The organism is Micromonospora mirobrigensis (assembly GCF_900091555.1).
GTDB classification, from domain to species: domain Bacteria; phylum Actinomycetota; class Actinomycetes; order Mycobacteriales; family Micromonosporaceae; genus Micromonospora; species Micromonospora mirobrigensis.
In genome coordinates this window covers 102,698-126,074 of the sequence record NZ_FMCX01000005.1, presented here as the reverse complement: position 1 = coordinate 126,074, position 23,377 = coordinate 102,698, and the positions used below count along the sequence as shown (strand labels likewise).

At 74.3% G+C, this 23,377-nt stretch carries 25 protein-coding genes; 12 read left to right on the top strand and 13 right to left on the bottom strand.

The window, feature by feature from the left end:
- Nucleotides 1–112 precede the first annotated feature (112 nt).
- The 4 genes from GA0070564_RS17830 (at nt 113) to GA0070564_RS17815 (ending at nt 3,061) form a co-directional block, all read left to right on the top strand.
- Nucleotides 113–925: an MEDS domain-containing protein gene (locus tag GA0070564_RS17830; protein WP_091609807.1), complete on the top strand. Its 813-nt coding sequence runs from the start codon at nt 113–115 to the stop codon at nt 923–925.
- A complete protein-coding gene (locus GA0070564_RS17825) occupies nt 922–1,926 on the top strand; it encodes a sensor histidine kinase (protein WP_091609806.1) in 1,005 nt (334 codons plus the stop codon). The genes GA0070564_RS17830 and GA0070564_RS17825 overlap by 4 nt, the downstream gene beginning before the upstream one ends.
- 62 nt (nt 1,927–1,988) lie before the next feature.
- Nucleotides 1,989–2,609, top strand: coding sequence for an L-threonylcarbamoyladenylate synthase (locus GA0070564_RS17820; protein ID WP_088970692.1), 621 nt, complete (start codon nt 1,989–1,991; stop codon nt 2,607–2,609).
- Between the two features lie 62 nt (nt 2,610–2,671).
- On the top strand, nt 2,672–3,061 hold the full coding sequence (locus GA0070564_RS17815; RefSeq protein ID WP_091609805.1) for a PPOX class F420-dependent oxidoreductase: 390 nt from the start codon (nt 2,672–2,674) through the stop codon (nt 3,059–3,061).
- Nucleotides 3,062–3,071: 10 nt separating this feature from the next.
- Here the strand turns inward: GA0070564_RS17815 and GA0070564_RS17810 are convergent, their stop codons facing one another.
- A complete protein-coding gene (locus tag GA0070564_RS17810) occupies nt 3,072–3,608 on the bottom strand; it encodes a hypothetical protein (RefSeq protein WP_091609804.1) in 537 nt (178 codons plus the stop codon).
- Between the two features lie 134 nt (nt 3,609–3,742).
- Between GA0070564_RS17810 and GA0070564_RS17805 the strand changes: the two genes are divergently transcribed.
- Entirely contained in the window at nt 3,743–8,011 is a 4,269-nt protein-coding gene (locus GA0070564_RS17805; RefSeq protein ID WP_091609803.1) for an nSTAND1 domain-containing NTPase, read from the top strand.
- A 46-nt stretch (nt 8,012–8,057) separates the two neighbouring features.
- A complete protein-coding gene (locus GA0070564_RS17800; protein WP_091609802.1) occupies nt 8,058–8,384 on the top strand; it encodes a CU044_2847 family protein in 327 nt (108 codons plus the stop codon).
- 73 nt (nt 8,385–8,457) lie between these two features.
- On the opposite strand, the gene GA0070564_RS17795 is transcribed toward GA0070564_RS17800, so the two are convergent.
- Complete coding sequence (locus GA0070564_RS17795; protein ID WP_245670095.1) at nt 8,458–9,303, bottom strand: SAM-dependent methyltransferase; 846 nt, start codon at nt 9,301–9,303, stop codon at nt 8,458–8,460.
- Between the two features lie 223 nt (nt 9,304–9,526).
- On the opposite strand from GA0070564_RS17795, the gene GA0070564_RS17790 reads away from it, so the two are divergent.
- Nucleotides 9,527–10,366: an SAM-dependent methyltransferase gene (locus tag GA0070564_RS17790; protein WP_091609800.1), complete on the top strand. Its 840-nt coding sequence runs from the start codon at nt 9,527–9,529 to the stop codon at nt 10,364–10,366.
- A gap of 36 nt (nt 10,367–10,402) precedes the next feature.
- Here the strand turns inward: GA0070564_RS17790 and GA0070564_RS29395 are convergent, their stop codons facing one another.
- The 3 genes from GA0070564_RS29395 to GA0070564_RS17780 are packed head-to-tail and all read right to left on the bottom strand — an operon-like array spanning nt 10,403 to nt 12,357.
- Nucleotides 10,403–10,579, bottom strand: coding sequence for a hypothetical protein (locus GA0070564_RS29395; protein ID WP_176730723.1), 177 nt, complete (start codon nt 10,577–10,579; stop codon nt 10,403–10,405).
- A gap of 32 nt (nt 10,580–10,611) precedes the next feature.
- Entirely contained in the window at nt 10,612–10,953 is a 342-nt protein-coding gene (locus GA0070564_RS17785; protein WP_091609799.1) for an MmcQ/YjbR family DNA-binding protein, read from the bottom strand.
- Nucleotides 10,954–10,989: 36 nt separating this feature from the next.
- Nucleotides 10,990–12,357, bottom strand: a complete 1,368-nt coding sequence (locus tag GA0070564_RS17780; protein WP_245670094.1) for an FAD-dependent oxidoreductase — start codon at nt 12,355–12,357, stop codon at nt 10,990–10,992.
- Nucleotides 12,358–12,595: 238 nt separating this feature from the next.
- On the opposite strand from GA0070564_RS17780, the gene GA0070564_RS17775 reads away from it, so the two are divergent.
- Genes GA0070564_RS17775 through GA0070564_RS17765 form a run of 3 tightly spaced genes read left to right on the top strand, consistent with a single transcriptional unit; the run spans nt 12,596 to nt 15,196 of the window.
- On the top strand, nt 12,596–13,348 hold the full coding sequence (locus tag GA0070564_RS17775) for a DedA family protein (RefSeq protein WP_091609798.1): 753 nt from the start codon (nt 12,596–12,598) through the stop codon (nt 13,346–13,348).
- 37 nt (nt 13,349–13,385) lie between these two features.
- Nucleotides 13,386–14,561 carry a sensor histidine kinase gene (locus tag GA0070564_RS17770; protein WP_091609797.1) on the top strand — a complete coding sequence of 392 codons (1,176 nt, stop codon included), beginning with the start codon at nt 13,386–13,388 and terminating at the stop codon, nt 14,559–14,561.
- Complete coding sequence (locus GA0070564_RS17765; RefSeq protein WP_091609796.1) at nt 14,552–15,196, top strand: response regulator; 645 nt, start codon at nt 14,552–14,554, stop codon at nt 15,194–15,196. The genes GA0070564_RS17770 and GA0070564_RS17765 overlap by 10 nt, the downstream gene beginning before the upstream one ends.
- A 4-nt stretch (nt 15,197–15,200) precedes the next feature.
- On the opposite strand, the gene GA0070564_RS17760 is transcribed toward GA0070564_RS17765, so the two are convergent.
- Together GA0070564_RS17760 and GA0070564_RS17755 are read right to left on the bottom strand one after the other, a co-directional pair.
- The gene (locus GA0070564_RS17760; protein WP_091609795.1) at nt 15,201–16,142 is read right to left on the bottom strand and encodes a hypothetical protein; all 942 of its coding nucleotides are present in this window, start codon (nt 16,140–16,142) and stop codon (nt 15,201–15,203) included.
- The gene (locus GA0070564_RS17755) at nt 16,135–16,635 is read right to left on the bottom strand and encodes a SigE family RNA polymerase sigma factor (protein WP_425412493.1); all 501 of its coding nucleotides are present in this window, start codon (nt 16,633–16,635) and stop codon (nt 16,135–16,137) included. Before GA0070564_RS17755 ends, GA0070564_RS17760 begins: the two co-directional genes overlap by 8 nt.
- Before the next feature lie 146 nt (nt 16,636–16,781).
- Here GA0070564_RS17755 and GA0070564_RS17750 point away from each other — a divergent pair, with 146 nt between their 5' ends.
- Nucleotides 16,782–18,044 (top strand): MFS transporter, encoded by a 1,263-nt coding sequence (locus GA0070564_RS17750; RefSeq protein ID WP_245670093.1) that lies wholly within the window; start codon nt 16,782–16,784, stop codon nt 18,042–18,044.
- On the opposite strand, the gene GA0070564_RS17745 is transcribed toward GA0070564_RS17750, so the two are convergent.
- The gene (locus GA0070564_RS17745) at nt 17,998–18,963 is read right to left on the bottom strand and encodes a LacI family DNA-binding transcriptional regulator (protein ID WP_091609794.1); all 966 of its coding nucleotides are present in this window, start codon (nt 18,961–18,963) and stop codon (nt 17,998–18,000) included. The two genes, GA0070564_RS17750 and GA0070564_RS17745, sit on opposite strands and share 47 nt — an antisense overlap.
- Before the next feature lie 118 nt (nt 18,964–19,081).
- Between GA0070564_RS17745 and GA0070564_RS17740 the strand changes: the two genes are divergently transcribed.
- Complete coding sequence (locus GA0070564_RS17740; protein ID WP_091609793.1) at nt 19,082–19,666, top strand: CGNR zinc finger domain-containing protein; 585 nt, start codon at nt 19,082–19,084, stop codon at nt 19,664–19,666.
- Nucleotides 19,667–19,727: 61 nt separating this feature from the next.
- On the opposite strand, the gene GA0070564_RS17735 is transcribed toward GA0070564_RS17740, so the two are convergent.
- The 5 genes from GA0070564_RS17735 to GA0070564_RS17715 all read right to left on the bottom strand — a co-directional run bounded on the left by GA0070564_RS17735 (nt 19,728) and on the right by GA0070564_RS17715 (nt 23,307).
- Nucleotides 19,728–20,837 carry an NHL repeat-containing protein gene (locus GA0070564_RS17735; protein ID WP_091609792.1) on the bottom strand — a complete coding sequence of 370 codons (1,110 nt, stop codon included), beginning with the start codon at nt 20,835–20,837 and terminating at the stop codon, nt 19,728–19,730.
- Between the two features lie 61 nt (nt 20,838–20,898).
- Nucleotides 20,899–21,117: a hypothetical protein gene (locus GA0070564_RS17730; protein WP_091609791.1), complete on the bottom strand. Its 219-nt coding sequence runs from the start codon at nt 21,115–21,117 to the stop codon at nt 20,899–20,901.
- Between the two features lie 152 nt (nt 21,118–21,269).
- Complete coding sequence (locus GA0070564_RS17725; protein ID WP_091609790.1) at nt 21,270–22,067, bottom strand: glycosyltransferase family 2 protein; 798 nt, start codon at nt 22,065–22,067, stop codon at nt 21,270–21,272.
- Nucleotides 22,068–22,201: 134 nt separating this feature from the next.
- Nucleotides 22,202–22,945 (bottom strand): YdcF family protein, encoded by a 744-nt coding sequence (locus GA0070564_RS17720; protein WP_091609789.1) that lies wholly within the window; start codon nt 22,943–22,945, stop codon nt 22,202–22,204.
- Nucleotides 22,946–23,034: 89 nt separating this feature from the next.
- Complete coding sequence (locus GA0070564_RS17715) at nt 23,035–23,307, bottom strand: GlsB/YeaQ/YmgE family stress response membrane protein (protein WP_091609788.1); 273 nt, start codon at nt 23,305–23,307, stop codon at nt 23,035–23,037.
- Between the last annotated feature and the right edge of the window lie 70 nt (nt 23,308–23,377).

Below are 23,377 nucleotides of genomic sequence, written 5' to 3'. Positions count from 1 at the left end.
GCGCGGGCGGTGTGCCCGGCCCGTGGGCAGCACCGATGTCGACCGCCGTCGAAACCCCACCTACACTGGCCCGCATGGGACGGACCACGTGAGCGGCACGCAGCGATCAGCCGTGCCGCACGACCATGTGTGCTGGTCCTACGACGACCCCGCGGCGTTCGACGCCGCCGCCCGTCGGTACCTCTCCCGCGGCCTCGCCGACGGCGAGCAGGTCTGGTACGTCGGGCCCGAGCGGGCCGAGTCCGCCCGGATGCGCCTGGGCGAGCTGCCGGGCCTCGACCAGGGGCTGCGCAGCGGCGCCGTGCGGATCGTGGCAACCGACTCGGCGTACGACAAGGACGAGAAGGTCGACCCCACCGCCCAGGTGCGCGCCTACGCCGCGGCGACCGAGGCGGCCCTGGCCGAGGGCTACACCGGGCTGCGGGTGGTCGCCGAGGCCACCGACCTGGCCCGCACCCCGCAGCAGCGGGACCTGTTCGCCCGCTACGAGCACCTGGTCGACCGCTACATGTGGGCCCGGCCGTTCTCGGCGATGTGCGCCTACGACCGGCGCCAGCTCGGCGACCGGGCGGTGGCCGAGCTGGCCTGCATGCACCCGCGGACCAACGCCCCGGGGCTGCTGTTCACCCTCTCCGCCTGCGGCCACGAGCAGGACGACTGCGCGGTGCTGGCCGGCGAGCTGGACCCGTCCAACCACGAGCTGTTCGCCACCGCGCTGGAGCGGGCCGACCTGCGTCCGGTCGACGGCCGGTTGCGGCTCTGCGCCCCCGGGTTGCGCTTCATCGACCACCGCTGCCTGCTGCACCTGCAGGAGTACGCCGCCCGCCGCGGCGCCACCGCCGTCCTGCACACGCCGTTGTCCGCCGTGCCCCGGCTGGTCGAGCTGCTGGGCCTGCCCGACGTGCGGGTGGAGGTGACCCGGTGAGGACCGGAGCCGCCGCCGGTCACCGGGGCTACTACCACGAGGCCGCCTGCTACGGCTCGGACGCCGAACTGCTCGCCGTCACCGTGCCGTTCCTGCTCGACGGGGTGGCCGCCGGTGAGCCGACCCTGGTCGCCCTCGGCCCGCGCAGCGCCGACCTGGTCCGGTCCGCGCTGCCCGCCGATTCGGGCGTCCAGTTCCTCTCCGGTGGCGACATGTACGCCCGTCCCACCAGCGCGATCCGCTCCTACCGTTCGCTCCTCGCCGACCTGGTGGCGCAGGGCGTCGGGCAGATCCGGATCATCGGCGAGCTGGCGCCGGCGGCGTTCGGCGTCACCTGGGACTGGTGGGCCCGGTACGAATCGGCGATCAACCACGCGTACGACGACTTCCCGCTCTGGAGCATGTGCGCGTACGACACCCGGATCACGCCGCCGCACGTGCAGGCCGACATCGCCCGGACCCATCCCCGGTACGCCACCGCCGAGGGGCGGCACGTGCCCAGCCCGGACTACGTCCACCCGGCGGACTACCTGTCGGAGAACCGCCCACCGGTGCCCGACCCGTTGCAACTGACCCCGCCGATGGTCGAGCTGACCGACCCGACGGCGTCCGAGGCCCGCCGGGCGGTGTACGCGGCCGACCAGGGCCGGCTCTCCGCCGGCGAGACGGAGGACCTGGTGGTGGCGGTCAGCGAGGCGGTCACCAACGGCCTGCGGCACGGTCGCCCGTCGGTGCGGTTGCGGCTCTGGGCCGGGGAGGACCGGATCGTCGTCACCGTCACCGACCGGGGTTCCGGCCCGGCGTACCCGTTCGCCGGGCTGCTCCCGACCGGCGACGGCGCCGCGGGCGGGCTGGGGCTGTGGATCACCCACCAGTCCTGCAACCACGTCGTCCACTACCGCGACGCCGACGGGTTCACCGTGCGGCTGACCGCCGGGAACCCGCACTTCCGGTCGGACGGGGTGGCGGCGGTCGACGTCACGGCGGCGGCGGCCGGCTGACACGAGGGGTGAGGTCGGGCCCGCCTCGTGCGGGCCGCCGGCCGCCCTCCTAAGCTCCGCGCATGGCGAAGTACTTCGACGTGCACCCGGACAACCCGCAACCACGGGCGATCAACCAGGTGGTGGACCTGATCCGGGCGGACGGGTTGATCGCCTACCCGACCGACTCGTGCTTCGCCCTGGGCTGCCGGCTGGGCAACCGGGACGGCCTGGACCGGATCCGGGAGGTCCGCCACCTCGGCAGCGGCCACCACTTCACCCTGGTCTGCCGCGACTTCGCCCAGCTCGGCCAGTTCGTGCAGATCAACAACGCGTCGTTCCGGGCGATCAAGGCGGCCACCCCGGGCAGCTACACGTTCATCCTGCCGGCCACCAAGGAGGTGCCGCGCCGGCTGTTGCACCCGAGGAAGAAGACCGTCGGCGTGCGGATCCCCGACCACACGGTGACCCAGGCGATCCTCGCCGAGCTGGGTGAGCCGCTGCTCTCCAGCACCCTGCTGCTGCCCGACGAGGAGGAGCCGCTGACCCAGGGCTGGGAGATCAAGGAGCGGCTGGACCACGTGCTCGACGCGGTGGTCGACTCCGGTGAGTGCGGGACCGTGCCGACCACCGTGGTCGACTTCTCCGACGGCGTACCGGAGATCCTGCGGGTGGGCGCCGGCGACCCCTCCCGCTTCGAGTGACGGGACAGCAGCGTCATCAACCGCCTCTACGACGACCCGGACACGTGAGGGAGCAACCCGCCATGGCCCTGCCCGACGACCTGCTCAAGGTGCTCAACGACAAGGCGATCTGCTTCGTGACCACGCTGATGCCCGACGGATCGCCACAGATCTCCCAGACCTGGGTCGGCACCGACGGCGAGCACGTGCTCGTCAACACCGTGACGACCCACCAGAAGACCCGCAACGTCGGGCGCGACCCGCGGATCGCCATCGGCGTCGCCGACCCGGCCGCACCGGCCCGTTACTGGGCGCTGCGCGGCAGCGTGGTGGCCACCACGACCGACGGCGCCCGGGAGCACATCGACGAGCTGTCGCAGAAGTACCTCGGCCGCCCCTACCCCGGCTTCGGCGGCGGTGACCAGCAGCGCGTCGTCCTCACCGTGCGGGTGGACCGGATCCACACACCCTGACCTCCTCGGCTCATCCGTCGCGGGGCGGCGGCAGGGGCAGCTCGACCGGGTCGGACGAGCTCAGCTCCGCCACGGTGTGCGCCGGGGGTGGCCGGTCGGTCGCCGGGACGCGACCGTGCAGCGGGCCGTCCGGGCCGGTACGCCGGGTCACGGCGCAGGTCACCATCCGGATCGGCGGCGGGGGCGCGGTGAACCGGCCGACGCCCCAGCGCACCCAGATCGGGATCCGTCCGGCCGCCGCCTCGGCGAGCAGCTTCTCCCAGGTCCGTCGCCGGGTGCCGTGGTCCACCTCGACCACGACCGGTGGGCCGTCCGGGCGGGCGCAGGCGACGTCGAGCACCGAGAACTGCGCGGACATCGGCGGTGGCAGCGGCAGCACGCTGGGCGCGCGCCGGTAGACCCGCCAGCCCCGCTCCCCCGCCCAGTCGGCCACCGTGTCGATCAGCCGGGCGGTCACCTGGTCGGTGGTCAGGTCGGTGAAGGTGAGCCGGTCGAGCCGGCCGGCCAGCGACGCCGCCAGCCGCTCACCCTCGTCCGTGACCGTCACGCCGGCAGGCTACCGGTCCCGGTCGGGGAGCCGACACGCCGCCGGACGCTCGGGACAGCGCGGAGGGCCGGCGCTTCGCTAACATCCACCCCGATCCGACGGCGGTGCGTCCACCTGCAAACACGGAGAGTGACATGACGGAGGCAATCTGGTCGGACTCCGCCGGGCTGTGCCGGATCCGTGGACGCTCCGGCCAGGTGGTGGGGACCGCGTTCCTGGTCGCCGCCGATCTGGTGCTCACCTGCGCCCACGTCGTCACCGCGGCCCTGGGCGGCGACCGCCACGACTCCGGTCCGCCGGCCGATCCCGTGTGTGTCGAATTTCCCCTGGTCGGGGTGGGCGGTGCGGAGGCCGGGCACTGCGGGACGGTGGTCGGCTGGCAGCCGGCCCGCCTCGACGGCAGTGGCGACACGGCGCTGCTCCGGCTGGACCGGCCGGCACCGCCGCAGGCCCGCCGGGTCCGCCTGACGCTGACCGAGGCCGTCTGGGGGGACGAGGTCCGGGTGTTCGGCTTCCCCGTCGACCTGCCCGAGGAGTACGGCGTCTGGGTGGCCGCGGAGTTGCGTGCCCGGCAGGGCGCCGGCTGGTTGCAGGTGGAGTCCTCGCCGCAGCAACGCCGGATCGGCCCCGGCTTCAGCGGCTCCCCGGTCTGGGGTCCCGGTGGCGGCGTGGTCGGCATGATCGTCGCGGCCGAACGCGCCAACACCACCGCGTACCTCATCCCGGTCCGGACCCTGGTCGAGGCGCATCCCGAGATCGCGGCGCCGGATCCGGCCGAGTCGTGCCCGTACCGGGGGCTGGATCCGTTCCTGGAGGAGCATGCCGCGCACTTCCGGGGCCGTGCCGCGCTGACCGACCGGCTCGCCTCGCTGGTGGACCGGCAGCCGCTGGTGACCCTGGCCGGGCCGTCGGGCAGCGGCAAGTCCTCCCTGGTGTACGCCGGCCTGATGCCGCGGCTGCGGGAGCGCGGCACCCTGGTGACCGCCTTCCGTCCGTTGCCCGGGATGCGTCCGGCGGCGCTGCTGGCCGACTCGGTCATCGGGGTGCTGGACCCGGCGCTGGACGTGGTGGGCCGGCACGACGAGGCGGCGTCCCTGGCCGACCGCCTCGACGCCACCCCGGAGACCACCGTGCCCTGGCTGGCGGGACGCCTGATCGAGCAGGTCGGCGACAGCGGGCTGTTGATCTTCGGTGACCAGTTCGAGGAGCTGGCCCCGACGTCCGCGCGGCGGCTGTGGGAACTGCTGCACCACCTGGTCACGGTCGCTCCGCGCCGGGCGGCCGGGGCCGTCGGGCTGTGCGCCGTGCTGACCGTCCGATCCGGCGCGTTGGACGCGCTGGTCACCGAGGAGACCGCGCAGGCGGCCCGCGACGGCATGCTGTTCGTGCCCCCGATGAGCCGGTCCCAGCTGCGCGACGCGGTCACCGCCGCCGACGTGGAGTTCGAACCCGGGCTGGTGAGCCGGATCCTCGACGACGCCGGCGCCGAGCCCGGGTCGCTGCCGCTGACGGAGTTCACCCTCGCGCGACTCTGGCAGCGCCGGCACGCCGGCTCGCTGACCCACCGGTCCTACGAGGAGCTGGGCACGGTGGCCGGCGCGCTGGCCGGCTACGCCGACGAGGTCTACCGGCACCGGCTCTCCGGGGCGGAGCAGCCGGCGGCGCGACGGCTGCTGGTGCAGTTGGCCCGTCCCGAGCCCGACGGCGGGTTCGCACGTCGGCCGGTCCGCCTCGGCGACCTGGACGACGAGCCGCGCGGTGTGCTGGCCCGGCTCGCGGCGAGCCGGCTGGTGGTGGTGAGCCGCGCGCCGGACGGCGCCGAGGTGGCCGACCTGGCGCACCAGGCGCTGATCGGCCAGTGGCCGAGGCTGCGCCGGTGGTTGACCGAGGAGCGTGAGTTCCGCAGCTGGCAGGAGAGCCTGCGGGCCGACCTGGCGCGGTGGGAGGCCACCGGCCGGGACCCCGGCGGGCTGCTGCGGGGCGCGCCGCTGGCCACGGCCGTCGGCTGGACCCGGGAACACCCCGAGGACGTCAGCGCGGCGGAGCACGACTACGTCCGGGCGAGCCGGGCCCGCACCCGACGGCGGGACCGCATCCGCCGGTCGGCGGTGGCCGCGATCACCGTACTCGCGGTGACGGCCGGCGGGCTGGCGGCGCTGGCGGCGCGGCAGACCGAGCGGGCCGAAGGGCGGCTACGCACGGCGGCTTCGCGGACCCTGGCCGACGAGTCCGTCCAGCTGCGCGCCACCGATCCGGGAGCGTCCCTGCAACTGGCGCTGGCCGCCTGGCACCACGACCGGACGGCGGAGGCGTCGGGCGCGCTCTTCGGCTGGTACGCGGCCCTGCAGTCGGTCGAGAAGGTCTACCGGGGCTGGTGGGACGGCGACATCGACGAGATCCTGACCAGCCGGGACGGCTCGGTCGTGGTCTTCGTCAACGACGGTGGGCTGCCCTCCGTGTGGACGGGCATGACTGGGGCCAACCCCGCACGGTGGGAATTCACCAAGGCTGGGCGCAGGTATCCGGGCGGGGACTTCGCGATCAGTGCGTCCGGCCGCTATCTCGGTTACGCCAACGGTCTGGGTGGCGTGCTGCTGTGGGACATCGAGCGGCGGACCGGCCCGATGGAGCTGGCCCCGACCCGGCAGGTCCAGGACCTGGCGGAGGACACCGACCAACCGAGGGTCGCGTTCTCCCCGGACGGCGCCCGGCTGCTGACCTGGTCCCGGAAGCAGAACGACCGGCAGGCGATCCTCAACGTCTGGGACGTCGGCGACGGCCGGCGCGTCCCGGTCGCCAACCCGTTACGTCCGGAGGACGACCCGAGGTCGGTGTCGTTCGGCCCCAGCCGCGACACGCTGCTCGTGACCGACTGGTCCGGCCCGGCCCGGCTGTACGACCTCGGCACCGGACGGTTGGTCCGATCGTTCCCGGGACACGCCTACGGCGGCGCGACACCGGCGCGCGACGGTGAGCTGTTGACCCGCTGCGACGATGATCGGTTCTGGGCCGTCGACACGGCCAGCGGCCGCGAAAGGTTCTCCTTCCCGGTCGACTCGTGCCTGCGGGTACGGCTGGACGCCGGTTCGGAGTACGCGGCGTTCACTTCGTCTCCCGAGGCGGGCCAGTCCCACGACGACCTGTCGGTGGTGGACCTGGGCACCGGACGGACCTACCGGTTCACCGCCCCGCCGATCGACTTCGGCCAGCCGCGGGTAGTCGGTGCCGCGATGTTCCGGGGCCCGGACGGTCACCCCACCGCGCTGCTGGCCGACCGCAGCCAGGGCTACCGGCTGCACGCCACCGGTCCCGAACCCCTGGCCGTCCGGTTCGGCGGGGGTCCCTTCGACGCGAAGTACGGCTCGCCCCTGACCGTCACCCCGGACGAACGGTTCGAGCTGTGGATCGACGACGATTTCCGCCGGGTCGGCCTGTGGGATGCGGCCGGCCGGCGGACGGTGGCGACCGCGACGCTACCGCCGGTCCCGGCGGAAAGGGAGGTCCCCCCCGAGGGAGGCTGGTTCGACTTCTCCCCCGACGGCACCCGGCTGCTGGTGATCCGGGGCGACGAGTTGGTCGTCTACGCCGTGCCGGCGCTCACCCTGCAACGCCGGATGCGACTGCCCGTGCAGGCCACCCTCGGGCGGCCGCTGACGCAGCCCGGTCTGGCCACCTGGGCCAGTTCGGTGGTCCCCGACCACGACGGCCGGGTGGTGGTGCTGCACGCCGGCCAGTTGACCCGGTGGGATCCAGCGACCGGACGGCAGATCGACGCCGCACTGCCGCTGCGCACGCAGCTGGCCGGGCAGCGCCGGTCGGCCCTGCTCGCCGTGGCGGCGCGGCCGGCCCGACCGGGTCACCCCGGCGAGGTGGCCGTCCTCGAGCCCGACGGCAGCGTCGAGGTCTGGAGCCTCGATCGGCGCGCGGTCGTGGCCACCGTGCCCGCCGAGAGCGGCAGCCGCTACACCTCCGTCCTCTTCGACCCGTCCGGCGACCGGCTGGCCACCCTCTCCCGCAACGGTCAGGTCACCCTCTGGGACATCGGCGGGGACGAGCCGGTCGGAAGGAGTGTGCCGACCGGGACCGTCGCAGGGCTGGTCGGCTTCACCTCGGGCGGCAGGCTGCTCACCATCCGCACCTCGGGCTCGTTGGAGACGGTGCAGCTCTGGGACGACGACAGTGGAAAGCCACTGGCGACGCTCGGCCTGCGGACCTACTCCCCGCGGCTGTCACTGGAGGACGAGCGGCTGGGCTTCGACCTCGGTGGGCAGGCCCGGTCGCTGTCGCTCGCGCCGCAGGAGTGGGTGCGGCGGCTGTGCGCCCTCAACGACCGCCCCTACACCGCCGCCGAGCGGCAGGTGCTCGAACGGCACGGCGCGATGGCGGAAAAGCCGTGCGGCTGAGTCGTACCCTGCCCGGTAGTGCTCATCGGGTCGACGGGAGTGGTGGATGACAGACGTCGTGGCGGTGCCGGTGGAGGGTGCCGAGCCCGTCCTCATCGAGGTCTCCAGCGAGCGCACGGGCATCGAACGGGTCGGCCGCGCCGGCGACGTGGTCCGGGACGCCAACGAGACCCTGCAACAGGCGCTCGCCCGGGTCCGCCCGGCGGCCGAGGCGGTCCTGGACAGCGTCCGCGGCATGGCCAGCGCCCCGGACAAGGTGACGGTCGAGTTCGGGGTCAAGCTCACCGCCGAGGCCGGCGTGGTGGTGGCGCGGACGGCGGCGGAGGCCAACTTCACGGTGAGCGTCGAGTGGTCCGCCGGCGGGGCCGGCTGACCCTGCCGGTACGCGAACGGCGGGCGGCGCGCCGCCCTGCCGTTCGGGTCGGCCCGGTCGGCGCAGCGGCGGGTCAGGGCTTGCGGGCGACCGCGCCGTAGATGGACGCCTCGGCCAGCGCGGGACGCTGGTCCGCCGGCACCTGCGGCCGCCACTCGGTGACCGGGACGATCCCCGGCTCGGCGAGCTCAAGCCCGGTGAAGAACCGGGCGAACTCCGCACCGGTACGCGGAACGGTGTCCTGCTTCATCCGGCCGGACGCGAACTCGGCGTACATCCGCTCGACGATCGCGGGAGGGATGTGGTCGGTGGTGAAGTGGGTCAGCACCAGCCAACTGCCCGACGGCAACGCGTCGAGCAGCGTGGCGACCATCTCGTGCGGACGGTCGTCGTCGGTCAGGAAGTGCGCGACCGCGACCAGCACCAGGGCCACCGGTCGGGTCAGGTCGAGGGTGGCGTGCAGCTGCGGGTCGGCGAGGATCCGCTCCGGCTCCCGCAGGTCGGCGTCGAGGTAGGCGGTCGCCCCGTCCGGGGCGCTGGTCAGCAGCGCCCGGGCGTGCACCAGCACCATGGGGTCGTTGTCGACATACACCACCCGGGAATCGGGGGCCACCGCCTGGGCCACCTCGTGGGTGTTGTCGGCGCTCGGGATGCCGGTGCCGATGTCGAGGAACTGGCGGATGCCCGCCTCCTCGGTGAGGAAGCGCACCGCCCGGCCGAGGAACGCCCGGTTCTCCCGGGCGAGGGTCCGGATGCCCGGGTAGACGGCCGCGATCTGGTCGCCGGACTCCCGGTCGACGGCGAAGTTGTCCTTGCCGCCGAGCCAGTAGTTGTAGCGGCGGGCCGGGTGCACGACCGTGGTGTCGATCCGGTCGGCGCCCCGACCCACGTGCGCCTCCGGCGTGGACGATGCCGTCACGAGACCTCCCCAGGTCGACCTGACCCGCCACCGACGGGTACGGCGTGGTAGGCCCCGTGACCATAGTAGAGGGTGCCGCTGTCCGTTCCACCGGCGCCGCAGGCGTATCGCGGCCAGCCGGCCAGCCCCCCCCTCCCCCGGGGGCGACCGATGGCATGGGTGCAGCGGACTCGACAGATACGTGACCCCGTCCCAGCCGCGCGTCCTCTACTGTGGAGCGCTGATGGAGGGAGCAGTCGTGACCGAGGACGGACAGCAGCTCAGGGAGGCGGGGACCCCCGCCGTGGACGCCACCGTGCCGCACTCGGCGCGGGTCTACGACTTCTGGCTGGGCGGCAAGGACAACTTCGCGGCCGACCGGGCCATGGGCGCGGCGATGACCGAGGCGATCCCGACCCTCCCGGCGATGGCCAAGGAGAACCGGCGGTTCGTGCACCGGGTGGCCCGGCACCTGGTCGCCGAGCAGGGCATCCGGCAGTTCCTGGACGTCGGCGCGGGCATTCCCACCCGGCCCAACCTGCACGAGGTCGCCCAGTCGATCGCCCCGGAGACCCGGGTGGTCTACGTCGACAACGACCCGGTGGTGCTGGCCCACTCGCGGGCGCTGATGGTGAGCACCCCGCAGGGGCGCAGCGCGTACGTCGACGCGGACCTGCGCGAGCCACGCAGCATCCTGGAGCACCCCGTGCTCACCGACACCCTCGACCTGACGAAGCCGGTGGCGCTCACCCTGATCGCCATCCTGATGCTGATCGCCGACGAGGACGACCCGGCCGGCACGCTGCGGGCGCTGACCGAGGCCCTGCCGTCCGGCAGCTACCTGGCGATCACCCACCCCACCCAGGACTTCAACCCGGAGGCGGTGGGCGTGGCGGTGGCCGCCGCCCGGCAGGCCGGCATGACGCTGGTGGCGCGCACCCGCGGCGAGGTCGAGCGCTTCTTCGACGGCTGGGAGTTCGTCGAGCCGGGGCTCACGCCGGTGATGGCGTGGCGCCCGGACGGGGATCCGCCCGCCGACCCACGGGCCGCGTACTACTGGGCGGGGCTGGCCCGCAAGCCCTGACCGGCGGTCGAGGGCCGCGCCGCTTGGGGTCGACGGTCAGTCGAAGTCGAAGATGCTGTGCTTGTCGTAGAAGTGCAGCACATAGCGGCAGCGGCGGCAGATCATCAGCGTCATCCGGTGGCTGGTCAGCCCCCAACGGCTGTCCTGGCGGGCGGTCTCCTGCTGGAAGTCGGTGCCCCGGCACAGCGGGCACGACAGGCGCGGCGTCGTCATGTCGCCGACGGTAGGAAGCCGGCGCAAACCCGTCAGGCGCCCAGCCGCTGCCGGGCCAGGAACTTCGGCACCACCATCCGCCACGCCTCGCAGACCAGCTCGGTCATCCGGTCGTGGCCGAGCCGATCGAGGCGGCAGCACGCCCAGTTGAAGCGCAGGTCCGCCGCGCCGGGCCGGCAGAACAGCTCCGGCTCGGCGTCGACCAGCGCGTCGCGCTCCTCCCGGGGGTACGCGAAACCCATGCTGGTCTCGTCGCGGGAGAACGCGACGTAGACGATCGCACCCACCCGGAACTTGACCCGGTCCCGGATCAGGTGCTCGGTGCTGCGGGGCAGGGTGAGCGCCAGGGCCCGTACGTCGGCGACGGTGACCATGCGCGGACCGTACCGGTGGGGTGGGACACGGCGTGGTCAGCGCGGCCGGATCGCGTTGACCCGGACCGCGCGGGCCAGCACCGCGGGGCTGGCCAGCGAGCGGGGATGGCTGCGCATCTCCACTACGGCGTCGAAGCGCCGGGCGATCGTCGGGTCGGTGACCGAGGCGGCGACGATCTGGTTGCTCACCCAGCGGGACAGCCGGTAGCCGCGCGGCCGGGGCGCGGTGACCGAGGGCCGGGCCAGGTCGGCCGAGGTGGACATGTCCCACGCGGCGTCCACGACCACCCGTTGCAGGGCGAAGAACCCCCGCGCCGGACGGCGGGGGTCCGCGCCCGAGCGGAGGTACGCCGACAGGCAGGAGGCGTGCAGCCCGGCCGACGACATGCCCTGGCCGTAGATCGGGTTGAACGAGGCGACGGCGTCCCCGACGGCCACCAGGCCACCGGGCAGCCGGGCGAGCCGGTGGAAGTCCCGCCGCCGGCTGTCGGCCTGCCGATAGACGCGGACCGGGCCGATCGGCTCGTTGCGCACCACCCGGCCGAACTCCGGCGGGAAGTCCTCCCGGCAGCGGCGCAGGAGGTCGTCCAGGTCCCGTCCGGGCCGGCAGTGGCCGTAGCCGCCGAGCATCACGATCCACCGGTCGTCCTCGATGGCGGACAGTCCCGCGCCGGCCACGTCCCCGCCGCGCTCGGGGCTGCACCCGGCCAGCACGGCATTCGGCACCGGGTGCTCCTCGGTACGCCGGAACAGCGCCGTGGCGTAGTTCAGCCCGATGGCCAGCCGGCGCATCGGTGGGCGTTCCCAACCGGCCTGCTCCAGCCAGTCGCCGAGCCGACTGGACCGGCCGGTCGCGTCCACCACGAAGTCGGCGGGGACCGTGCCGCCGTCGTGGCGTACCCCGGTGACCGCGCCGCCACCGATCTCCAGGCCGGTCGCCCGCTGGTGGGCGAACGTGACGTTCGGCAGCTCCAGGGTGTGCCGGCGGAGCAGCGCCTCGATGAAGGGGCGGCTGGCGGCGACCATGTCCACGTCGGAGCCGCGGACCTTGCGCCGCCCGTCGTGGTAGGTGCGCCGGGACTCGGCGGTGACCAGCACCGCCCCCTCGACGAGCGCCTCCCGGGAGAAGCCGGGGAACCAGCGTTCGATCTGCTGCCGGCCGGCGGGGAGCAGCACGTGCATCTGGGTGCCCTGCGGCACCCCGGCCCGGGGCCGCGCGTCCGGCGGGAGGTCGTCGCGGTCGAGGACCAGCACGCTCTCGGCGTTGTCGGCGAGGACCCGGGCGGCCAGCAGACCGGCCATGCTGGCGCCGAGGACGACGGCCCGGCCGAGGACCGTCCGGGGTGGCGGGGCGGGCCCGTCACCGCCGATGCGGGCGAAGACGCGCGCGGGATGGTGGTACACGGTGACCTCCAGGGAAGAGGTGCCCGCGCCGGTCCGGCGGCCGCCCGCGGCACGGCGGCCCGACCCGGCGCCGCGGGTGGTTGCCACCGTTCAACGAGCGACCGCCGGTCTGGTCGTCGAGGTTGGCCGGCGGCAGGACTGGGGTGTGGTTCTCCACAGCTCCGTGGTGGGGACGGCCGGCTGAACTCGGCGGTCGACCTCATGTTCGGGGCCGCGTCACTTCCATAGCGTCGTCGGCATGTTTCCTTCGCCGCACAGCCTGACGTACACCAACCTGCTCACCCGGGAGCCGGACCCGCCACAGGGCGGCCTGGTCGGCCTGGTGATCGATCTGATGGACTCGCTCGGTGCTCCCGGCGCCGGCCTGGCGGTGGCACTGGAGAACCTCTTCCCGCCGATCCCGAGCGAGGTGATCCTGCCGCTGGCGGGGTTCACCGCCAGCCGGGGCGAGATGAGCCTGTTCGCCGCGATCGTCTGGACCACGATCGGCTCGGTGGTGGGTGCGGTGGCCCTCTACGGTGTGGGCATTGCGTTCGGGCGGGACCGGGTCCGGGCGATCGCCGCGCGGCTGCCGCTGGTCAAGCTGAGCGACATCGACCGGACGGAGGCATGGTTCGCTCGACACGGGACGAAGACCGTCTTCCTCGGTCGGATGATCCCCATCTTCCGTAGCCTGATCTCCGTCCCGGCCGGGGTGGAGCGGATGCCGATGGCCACGTTTCTGCTCTACACCACCCTGGGCAGTCTGATCTGGAACACGGCGTTCGTGATGGCCGGCTACCTGCTCGGGGAGAACTGGCACGTCGTCGAGGCGTACGTCGGCGTGTTCCAGAAGATCGTCGTCGTAGTCTGCGTACTTGCGCTGGCCTGGTTCGTCACCTCGCGCGTGGTCGTGGCGCGCCGGAGGCGACCGGTGCCGGAGACGAACCCGGTCCACCCGGTACGCGGCACCGTCTACGGAGTCGCGCGCCGGCCGGAGGACGGCCGGTGACGGCGGGTCGGGACGAGGAGCCGTGGAGGGAGCGTCGATGGCGGAGCTGACGACGGACGGCCGGTGGTCACGGGCCGTCGGCGTCGCCCGCTGGAGCCGGTCCGTCGCGGGCGTGGCGCTCGGTGTCCCCACCGCCGTGGCCGAGGTGCTGTTCCTGCTCGTCGCGGCGGTCGCCGTGGTCGCGGTGTCGCCGGCGCCGCTGGTTCGTCGCCGCCTCGGCGCTCGCATCGTTCGATACGCGCGGCGGATCGCCGACTGGGAGCGGCGACGCCTGGCCGTCACGTCCGACGAACCGGCCCCACCCCCGATCCGGGCGAGCGGGCCGCGGGTCTTCGGCTATCTCGCCGCACGGGTCGTGCCGGCGACGCTCGCGATGCTCACCACCGGCCTGCTCCTGGTCGGCGCCGTACTCGCCGTGATCGTGGTGCGATCGTTCGTCGCCGGCACCATGACCGTGACCGGACTTCTGCTGCAGCTGCTCATCGGGACGGTGCTGCTGATCGTGAACCTGCAAGCGATGGCCGGCGTCGCCACACTCGACCGGGCCCTGGCCCGGAGCCTGCTGGAGACGAGCACCCGGGACGCGCTGCAACGGCGGATCAGCGAGCTGGCCGTCAGCCGGGCCGGCGTCATCGCCGCCGTCGACGCCGAACGCCAACGCATCGAACGCGACCTCCACGACGGGTTGCAACAGCACCTGGTCGCCCTCGGCATGCTGGTCGGTCGAGCCCGCCGCACCCGCGACCCCGACCAGGCCCGCGAACTTCTCACCCAGGCACACGAGGTCACCCAACGGGCCGTCGACGAGTTGCGAGAGGTGGCCTGGCGGGTCTACCCGGCCGCACTCGACCACACCACACTGGACGAGGTGCTGGGCATGGTCGCGCAACGGTCCACGACACCGGTGCGGATCAGCTACGAGGTCCCGGTCCGGCCGGCTCGTCCGGTCGAGACCGTCCTGTACTTCGTCGCGTGCGAGGCGATCACCAACGCCACGAAGCACGCCTCGGCTACCCTGATCACCGTCGCGATCGAGGCGCGGGACGGAAGAATCGAGATGCGGGTGGGCGACGACGGCACCGGCGGCGCCGACCCGCAGGGCAGCGGCCTGCAGGGCATCGCCCGTCGGGTAGTGGCGCTGGACGGCCGGTTCGACCTGGACAGCCCACCCGGTGGCCCCACGACTGTCCGGGCGGAACTGCCGTGCGGATAGTCCTCGCCGAAGACTCGACCCTGCTCCGCGAAGGACTGGTCCGCCTGCTGGCCGACGAGGGACACGAGGTGGTCGCCGCCGTCGCGGACGCCGACCGCCTCGTCACCGCCGTCGAGCGGCATCACCCCGACGCCGTGGTCACCGACGTGCGGATGCCGCCCACCAACACCGACGACGGGCTGCGGGCCGCACTGGAGATCCGCCGCCGGTGGCCCGACACCGCCGTACTCGTCCTGTCCCAGTACGTCGAGAAGCGGTACGCCGCCCAGCTCCTCGCCGACCGGTCCGAAGGCGTCGGCTACGTACTGAAGGACCGGGTGGCCCAGGTCGAGGACTTCCTCGACGCGCTGGACCGAGTCGCCGCCGGCTCCACCGCGCTCGACCCCGAGGTCGTCCGGCAGCTCATCTCCTCGACCCGCCACACCGACCCGCTCAGCCGCCTCACCCCGCGGGAACGCGACGTGCTGCACCACATGGCCCAGGGACACACCAACGCCGCCGTCGCCGAGCGGCTGCATGTCTCACAGAGTGCGGTCGAGAAGCACGTCAACATCATTTTCGACAAGCTCGACCTGTCCCACGCCACCGGCTACAGCCGCCGCGTCCTGGCGATCCTGCGCTACCTCGGCTCGTGATCCGCTAGCCCGCCGTCAGCCGGGTCGCCGTCGTCCTGACCACCCTGTTGACGTACTTCTGGTCGCGGTCCGGCGAGAACATCAGCGTCGCGACCAGGTCGCCGACCCGGACCACGGCGGTCAGCGTCACGAACGGCTCCTTGGCCGGCACGTCGCCGTCGTAGCCCCACTGTTCCTCGCGGACCAGGATGGCCTCTCCCCCGCCGGCCTGGTTCCCCAGCGGACCGCTCTCGAGGATCGTGTAGGTGGTCGGCGCAACTCCCCCGGGCTCGACCGACGGCGGTCGCGGCGGTGTCTTCGGGGCGGCCGTGGCGCCGCACCGGGTGAGCGCGGCCATGACGTCGGCGTACGCGCGCTTCCCCCAGCCGTCGGCGTACCGGTGCAGGTGTTCGTAGACGTAGCTCCTTCCGGCGGCGTACCCGGTGAGGTCCACGTCGGCCTGGTGCCTCAGCGACGGATAGTCCGCGCTGCGGTACGCCGGGCAGAGGTCCGCCCACCGCCAGGTGTCGCCCTCGAACGGCTCCTGCGGCGCGCGCTCGATCCAGTCACCGGGGCCGAGGTCGTTCGGGCGGAGCAACAGCCCGGCCCGGTGCGGCGGGCCGGCGTCCGGCTCGGGTGAGGGGACGAACGGCCGGCTCGGCTTCGGCTCCGGCGCACCGGAGACGGTCGGGGCGAGGCTGGGCGGGTCGGTGGGTGGGGCGGTCAGCGGCGCCGCGGTCGTCGAGGTGGCCGCCGGGGCGGGGGTCACCGGGTTGCCGACCGGTCGGACGTTCGCGGCCCAGCCGAAGCCGACCCCGACCACGGCGACCACGGCCAGGCCGGCGGCGAGCGCCTGGTGCCGGGCGCGTTGCCGGCCACGGCGGCGTACCGCCGAGGGGTTGGCGAACGGCGCGGGTGGCTGCTGTCCGCGCAGCGACTCGAAGCCGCGCTCGAATCCGTCAGACATGGTGCGCCTCCGCAGGGGTCTCCTCGATCAGGTCGGCCAGCGCCCGCCGTCCCCGGGACAGGCGGGCCTTGACGGTGCCCTCGGGCACGCCGGTCTCCCGGGCCACCTCGGCCACCGGCAGGCCGACCAGGTGGTGGAGCACCACCGCGGTGCGCTGGGCGATCGGCAGCCGGGCCAGCGCCTCGGTCAGCACCACGGCGTCCGGGTTGGGGCCGGGAACGTCCGGTGGCGGGCCGTGCCGGCGGTGGGCGGTCCACGCCGAACGGGCCCGGCGCCAGCGGCTCACCGCCACCCGGCGGGCGACCGTACGCACCCAGGCCTCCGGGTCGGCGTACTCGCCGACGGTCGACCAGCGCTGCCAGGCCCGGGCGTACGCCTCGTGCACCGCGTCCTGCGCCTCGGCCGCGTTGCCGGTGAGTGCGTACACGCAGTCGTAGAGCCGTTGTCGGCTCGCCCGGTAGAAACCGTCGAAGCTGTCCTCGCGTGACAACATCTGCCCCCTCCGACCCTCCCGGGCCTGTCGTACCCCTAGTCACGCGGGACCCCGGGCGCCGGTTGCCTCCCCCGGCGGAATTTCGCGCGTCGCGAGGAACTCGGCGACTATTGCATACCGTACGTACGTACTGTTAAATCGGGGAGGTGATCCGCTCGCTGCTCCCCCCACCCGGCACGCCGCGGATCCTGATGGCGGCGACGCTGGTCAACACCTTCGGCAACGGCGCCTACCTGGCCACCGGCACGCTCTTCCTCACCCGGTCGGTCGGGCTGAGCGCCGCCCAGGTCGCCATCGGGCTGAGCAGCGCGGCCCTCGCCGGGGTCGTGCTCACCACCCCGATGGGCCACCTCGCCGACCGGCGGGGCCCGAAACAGGTCCAGATCCTGGCCCTGCTTCTCTCCGCCGCCTGCTTCGCCGGGCTGACCCGGGTCGACGGGCTGTGGTCCTTCGTTCCGCTCGCCTGCCTGCTCGCCGTCGGCGACGGAACGGTGAAGGCGGCCAACGGCGCGCTGATCGCCGGCGCCGTGCCACCGCCGGACCGGGTCCGCACCCGGGCCTTCGTCCGCTCGGCCAACAACGCCGGTGTGGCACTCGGCGCGCTGGTTGGCAGCCTCCCGCTGGCCCTGGACACCCGGGCCGGCTACCTCGCGGTGCTGTTCGGCAACGCGGCCACCTACCTGCTGGCGGCCGGCATCGTCCGCCGGCTCCCCGACGTCGACCCGGTCGCCGCGCCGGCGGGCGGACCGGCCATGGTGGCCCTGCGGGACCGGCCGTTCCTCGCCTTCGCCGCGCTGGACGGGCTGGTGGCGGCGCTCTACAACGCCCTGCTCAGCCTGGCCCTGCCGCTGTGGCTGGTCACCTTCACCACCGCCCCGGTGACGCTGGTGTCGGCCGCGCTGCTGATCAACACCGTCGGCTGCGTGACGCTTCAGGTCCGGGCCTCCCGGGGCACCCGCACGGCCACCGACGCGATCCCGGTCGCCCGGCGGGGCGCCCTCGTGGTGGCCGCGTCGTGCGTGCTGTTCGGGCTGACCGCGCACCGCCCGGACGGGCTGGTCGTCGCGCTGGTGCTCACCGGCGCGACGGTGCACGTGCTCGGCGAGCTCTGGCTGGCCAGCGCGACCTTCGCGGTGATCTTCGACCTGCCGCCGCCCTGGGCCCAGGGGCAGTACCAGGGCGCCCACCAGACCGGGCGGCAGATCGGCAATCTGGTGGCGCCACCGCTGCTCACCGCCCTGGTGCTGGGCGGGGGCGTACCGGGCTGGCTCGGGCTGGCCGCGATCTTCACGACCGCGGGGCTGGCGCTGCCGTCCGTCATCCGCCGGTGCCTGCGGACGGCCGGTACCCGGACCCCGCCGGTCAGCCCCCCGTGCTCGCCCGGACTCGAACGGAGTGCGCCACGGTGATCCGCGCCGCAGGGGCGCCCGGCCGGGCGATCCGGGCCACGATCCGCGCCACGGCCTCCCGGGCCAGGCGGGCGGTGTCGACGGAGACGCTGCTCAGCGCCGGCCGGTAGAAGCGGCCCTCCTCGCTGTCGCCCATGCCGATCACCGCGACGTCCTCCGGCACCCGCAGGCCGAGGTCGAACGCCGCGCGCATCGCGCCGATGGCCAGCGGGTCCGAGGCGCAGACCACCCCGTCGGGGCGTGCCGCGTCGGCGAGGAGCGCCCGCGCGGCGCGGTAGCCCTCGGCCCGCCGGTGCCGGCCGGTGGGATGCGGAGGGCCGGCGGGTGGCGCCAGCCCGGCCCGGTCGAGGGCCCGCCGGTAGCCGAGGACGTACGGAGGCGTGGTCCCGCCGGGGCCGTCGAGCTCCAGCCCGATCGCGGCGACCCGCCGGCAGCCGGCGCGCAGCAGGTGCGCGGTGGCGTCCTCGGCCGCCCGGGCATGGTCCACCGCGACCAGGTCGCGCCGCCCGTCGCCGGTCCCGCCGAGCAGCACCACGGGCGTCCCGGCCGGCCCGGGTGGCCGGCCGTCCGCGCCGAGCAGGACCCCGTCGACCGGGGCCGGGCGCAGCTCCCGGGCGAGCGCGTCGGCCTCCTCGACGACGACCCGATAGCCCCGCTCCGCCGCCGCCGCGGCCACCTCACCGGCGAGCCCGTCGGGGCAGGCGGGCCCGCCGCCGGAGAGCACGAGGGCCAGCATCCCGGTGCGGCCGGTACGCAGCTGACGGGCGGTCGGGTTGGGCCGGTAGTCGAGTTCGGCGAGCGCGGCCCGGACCCGGCTGCGAACGGCGTCGCTGACATGCGGGTAGTCGTTGACGACGTTGGACACGGTCTTGATCGAGACCTCGGCGAGCCGCGCGACGTCCTTGAGCGTGGTGGGCATGACCGGCTCCCCCGCCTTCTCACACCGGCAAAGCTCTTTAGGTGGTGTACTCCGGACCCTCGCAGAGGGCAGTCACACCTGTCAAGGCATTACGCTGGTGTGGAACGGAGGGGCGTCGATGAACGAGGAAGAGGCCGTCCCACCCGAGGCGCGGCTGGTACGCGACTTCGTCAACAGCTACGAACCGCAGGTCGACGACGAGTCCCTGACCACGCCGGACCGGCTGGGCGACTGGCTCGCGCGGCGGGAACTCCTGCCGGCGGGCACCCGGCTGGCGGCAGCCGACCTGGCGCTGGCGCTGGCGATCCGGGAGGGGTTGCGCGCGGTGCTGCTCGCCCACGCCGGCCACGCCACCGATCCGGCCGTGCTCGACCGCCTCAACCGGGCCCTGGCCGAGGTGCCCGTCCGGCTCGCCTTCACCGCCGACGCCCACCACCTCGCCGCCGCCCGCGACGCGCCGCTCGACCACGCGCTCGCCCGGCTGGTCGACGCCGTCCGCCGCTGCGACGCGACCGGCGCCTGGAACCGGCTCAAGGTCTGCGACCGGGACACCTGCCGCTGGGCGTACTACGACGCCTCCCGCAACCAGGCCCGTCGCTGGTGCTCGATGGCGGGCTGCGGCAACTGGGTGAAGATGCGCCGGGCGTACGCGACCCGCACCGGCCGGCGGGCCGCCGAGCCGGACGCGGGCGCCGCCGGCTGACCGCCGGCCCCGCCGGCCGGGCGGCCCGGCCGGTGAGTGGCGGGCGCCGGTCAGGTGCTGGTCAGCGGGGGGCGGAGCGGCGGGCGCGCAGCACGCCGGCCAGCCCAAGCGCGAAGACGCCGAGCCCGAGCGCGGCCGCGACGCCGAAGCCCACGGAACCCCGCTCCCGGGCGCGTGAGCCGTCCGCCGCCGCCACGGTGGCGGCGGTGGCCTCGGCGGAGCCGGTGGTGGCCGCGGAGCCGGTGGTGGCCGCGGAGCCGGTGGGGGTGGTGACCCCGCCGGACGTCGACAACGCGTACCGGCGGATCACCGGGAGGTCACCGGCCGGCTCACCGGCGCTCTCCGAGACGGTGAGCAGCGAGCGGCCGTCGCGGCCGTAGGCGACCGACTCGCCCTGCGGCTCGTCGGGCAACGGCGTGCCACGCGGCGTACCGGTGGTCAACGCCCGGACCACGTCGCCGTCGGGCACGTCGAACTCGAAGGCGTCGGCGTACGTGCGCAGGACCACCCGCTTCCCGTCCGGGGCGGTGGCGGCGCCGGTGATCAGGGTCCGTCCGACGAACGAGAACGGGTTGCGCGTGGTCGTCGAGGGCAACCGCACCTCCCCGAGCTTCACCAGCGGGGTGATGCCGCCGGCCCGCAGCGGCGTGGCCGGCGCGTACAGGGTGCCGGTGGACTTGGTGACGACCAACGGCCGGCCGTCGCCGGTCATCAGCATCGCCTCGGCGTCGTGCGCCCGGTCCGGATAGGCCATCCGGTACAGCACCGGCCGGCTCGCACCGGGGCGCAGCCGCCACACCCCGACGGTCTGCCGGTCCCGGTCGTTGTCGCCGATGTCGGCCACCCAGACGGTGCCGTCGGGGCCGACGGCCAGGTCCTCGGTGTCCCGTGGCGGCGTGGGGTAGCGCACCGCCCGGGTCACCGAGCAGTCGGCGTCCAGGAAGAAGATCCGCCGGTGCGACTCGTCGTCCGAGCCGTCGTCGACCGCGACGAACCCGTCGCCGACCACGCCCAGCCCGGACAACTCGTTGAGCCGACGGTCGCGTACCTCACAGAGCGGAGCACCGGGCCCCGCCGGCGCCGCCGCCGCCACGTCGGGGGCCAGGAGCAGGGCCAGCGCGGCCAGCGCCGCCGCGGGCCACGCCCGGGCCGGCCGGTCACGCTGCCTCATCGCCCGCCCTCCAGAAGCCCCGGCGCAGGGTACGGCGGGCCTGCGGCCGCCGGCGGATCGGTCAGTGCCGCAGCTCCCGCCAGCCCTTGCCGCCACCCCGCCACGCGTCCGCCAGGATCGCGGCGGAGCTGCGGCTGGAGCACTCCAGCACCTCCGACCGGCCGTGCTCACCACCGATCTGCGCCTGCACCTCCCAGCGCTGACCATCGGTGCGGATGTACACGTCGCGGCGACCACGCGCGGTCGCGTCCCCGTTCCACCAGTGTTCCTCGACGATCACCTGCCGACCGTACCAGTGGGCTGCGGGAAGGCCCCAGGGAGCGGTACCAGATCTGACCACCCGGCGGAGCCCGGATCACCGGAATGTGACGCACCGCGCACGAGTCCGACCGAATGGGTGACTCCGGGCCCCTCCCCGGGGCCGGCCGTCCGCTACCGGCTGCCGACCGGTGAGTCGGCGGGACGCACCCGCTCAGGTGCGGTGGCGTCGGCGACCGGGCATGCCTCGACCGGGCAGGCCTCGTCGGCCGTGGGGCCGCTGCTCGAGCGTGCGGAGATCGCGAACAGCAGCAGCGGACGGTAGACCCGGGCCGAGTCGACCACCGAGCCGAAGTGCGACGAGGCGTTGTTCGCCACGTACCGGGTGGCGACCGGGGTCTGCTCGATCCGGTCACCGGTCCGGGTCGCCGCCAGCAGCACCGCCATCTCGTAGTCGAACCGGTCACCGGGCACCGTCAGCAGCCAGTCCAGCTGGGCCGCCGGGTGACCCCGCAGGCCGGTCTGGGTGTCCCGCACCGGGCAGCCGGTGACCGCGCGGAACAGCAGCCGGGTCACCTCGTTGCCGACCCGGCTGCGCAGCGGCACCCGGCCGGTGAACCGGCGTACGCCGAGCACCATCCGGCCGGTCTCGCGGACCCGCCGGGCCACCCGCACGATGTCCTCGGTGCGGTGCTGCCCGTCGGCGTCGGCGCAGACCACGTCCTGCCCGGGCCAGGTACGGAGGACGTAGCGGAAGCCGGTCCGCAGGGCGACCCCCTTGCCCAGGTTCCGCCGGTGGCGCAGCACGGTGCAGCCGAGTTCGCGGGCCGCCCGCAGCGCCTCGGCGGGCCCCCGACCGCTGCTGCCGTCGTCGACCACCACCATCGTGAGGTCCGGCGCGGCGGCCCGGAGTTCGGCGACCAGCGTGGGCAGCCCCTCGCCGGGCTGGTGCACGGGCAGGAGAACGATCATCGGTTTCCTCTCGTCGCCTGCGCCGCCCGCCGTCGACGGTGGTCGGTGGCGGCGCCGGTGGGCCGGACGGCCTCACATACCCAGTTCGGGTCGCCGCGTCGCGCCCTCGCCGGCGTCGATTTCCCGGACCGCCGTCACCCGCGCCGGCCCGGCCTCCGGGTCGCGCCGCCCGGCGCCTCGTCCGTGGCCGGTCCGCCCAGGCCCAGCGCCGCGCCGAGCCGTTCGGCCCGCCGCAGCGTGGCCACCATCGCGCGCTCCCGGCGCAGCAGGGCGGCCGGGTCGCCCACGCCCAGGTAGGCCACCCGGCAGGCGAGGCGGGCGGCCCGTTCCGACCGCCGCCCCCGCGGGTCAGCATCGGACACCGGTACGTCGCGCAGCGCCGGGCCGCGCAGGCCGAGCACCTTGGCGGCGAGGAGCCGCACCCGGGGCAGGTGCCACGAGTGCGAGACCAGCCCCAACGGTTGCCGGGCGCCGAACTTCCACCCCGCCAGCAGGCCGTCGGCCGCGGTGTGGACCAGGTTCTCCAGGGTGCTGCGGGACCGGCTCTCGACCCGCAGGTCCGCGTACCGGTGCAGGCCGGCGGCGCGGGCCGCGCGGAGCATCAGGTCGCCCTCCCGGCTGCCGGCCGGTGGCGCCGCCGCGCCCTCGCACGCGTCGGCCCAGCCGCCGGTGAAGACGACCCGTGGCGGCCGGCCGCGCCGGGCGGCCCGCTGGAACTCGTCGCGATGGGCCGCGACGTAGTCCACGGCGGCGTGGACCCGGGCGAGGCCGTCGGGACCGAGCCGGTAGCCGCCGTCGACGCAGTCGACGCCCCGGCCGAAGACCAGCAGCACCGGGGCGGTCGGCGGCGCCCAGCCCACCGGCGTACGCGAAACCATCGCCCCAGTATCCCGCGCCCGGCGGCGGACAGCAGAACGCCGACCCACCCCGGGGGTCGGGGTGGGTCGGCGTCGTGGCGCTGCGGGGGTCAGCGCACCCGGCGACGGCCGTAGGTGCCGGCGACGATGGCCACACCGATGGCGGCGAAGATCACCTGGAGCAGGAGCTCGATCCAGTCGATGCCGTTGGTGTCCTTCACGCCGAACGCGTTGGCGACGATGGTGCCGAGGATCGCGGCGACCACACCGATGAGCAGTGTGAGCCAGATCGGGATGTTCTGCTTGCCCGGTACGACCAGGCGGCCGAGCGCGCCGATGATCAGACCGATGACGATGGCGGTGAGGATGCCGGTAACAGTCATGAGAGCCGTCCTTTTCAGGGGGTGTCCTTCGGCCCGGATCTTTGCCCCGCCTGGCTCCCGGCCAAACCAC